Here is a 1196-nt window from a genome sequence, read left to right as displayed (position 1 = left end):
TGGCCCATAGCGCATCCCTTGATTCGGAGGACAAGGATGCCCCATCAAAATCTGGGATCAAACATCTAAGTGTTCGGGAACATCCCTACCTGGAGACCGTGCTCTGCGGCGATGCGCGCCTGCCGAAGCTGTGTGGCGGCATGTCATGCGATCACTATTCCACCGGTCCAGGGACGCCAGTGCCGGAGCTGATGCCATTCTGACAGAGTTCTTTCTTGGCTTTCTGGCCATAGGCGTTCAGTCCGAGATTCGAGCTGGGCGACATGATCTCAAGTTCCCGCCTGTATCTCTCTATCGCCCGTGGTTAGTCTTCGCCCCGGTATCTGCCTTGCCGTCACAGCTCTTACCGTCAACCTGCTCGGGGAAAATCGCCGGCCATCTGAAAACGCGATGGCACCACCTCGGACTTTATATTGGCGAAATTAATACGAAGTGGCGCATAGTTGGACACGAACAAATCGAGCGAAACGAAGTGCAGATCAAAGATGTCCTGCTCGCGCCTGGCAACGGCGCATTTTTCTACGACGATCAGGAGGCCATTAGGTCCGGCGCAACCCAGGACGGCTTTATCTATGTCGGCGCACCGACAACGCCTGGGTTCAAGTCGATTCGCGTTCCAGCATCTTCGCTCAGCGTCGGGCTTGTCCTTACCGACGACGCCGTCGTTTGGGGCGATATGATGAACGTCCAGTACTCTGGTGCGGGTGGACGCGATCCTCTGTTCGACACTAAGCAAATCTCATCATTAACGTCACGCGTTGTCGCTCCGCGGCTTGTTGATGTCGATGCCTCTCATTTTCGTGATTCTTGCACAAAGGTTTTTGAACCAGTCGAACATCAGCGGTTACCTGTGGCTGTTGAGTATGGCGTGAGCCAAGCTCTTCTTCGCGCAGCCGCCCATCTTCAGCGCAAGACGATGGCGGAGATCATATGCGCGGAGTTTGGTCTGGAGCTGCCGACATGCCGGGTACCGATTTATTGCCAGAGCGGTGACGCTCGTGAAATTAACGTCGACAAGATGATTCTGAAGGGTGTGGATGTGCTTCCCCACGGCCTGATCAACTCTCGGCAGAAATTCGGCGTAGACGGTCAGACCTTCATGGAGTTCGTGAAGTGGGTCGCGAAGCGTACGCGCGAGATCGGCCGTCCCGGGTATAATCCCGTGCTGCATTTCGATGTCTATGGCTGGATCGGTC

At 55.5% G+C, this 1196-nt stretch carries 2 protein-coding genes; both read left to right on the top strand.

Annotated features, from left to right (window positions below; translation table 11 throughout):
* On the top strand, positions 1-203 hold a 203-nt coding region (locus EOB49_RS37100), incomplete at its 5' end, for a hypothetical protein (protein WP_206526188.1).
* A gap of 269 nt (positions 204-472) precedes the next feature.
* The coding region (locus tag EOB49_RS33950) for a methylaspartate ammonia-lyase (RefSeq protein ID WP_127383508.1) at positions 473-1196 on the top strand (724 nt) is incomplete at its 3' end.

The organism is Mesorhizobium sp. M7A.F.Ca.MR.148.00.0.0 (assembly GCF_003997735.1).
Lineage (GTDB): Bacteria > Pseudomonadota > Alphaproteobacteria > Rhizobiales > Rhizobiaceae > Mesorhizobium.
Note: the sequence above shows the minus strand (reverse complement) of the source record. Positions and strands in the feature narration are given on the sequence as shown.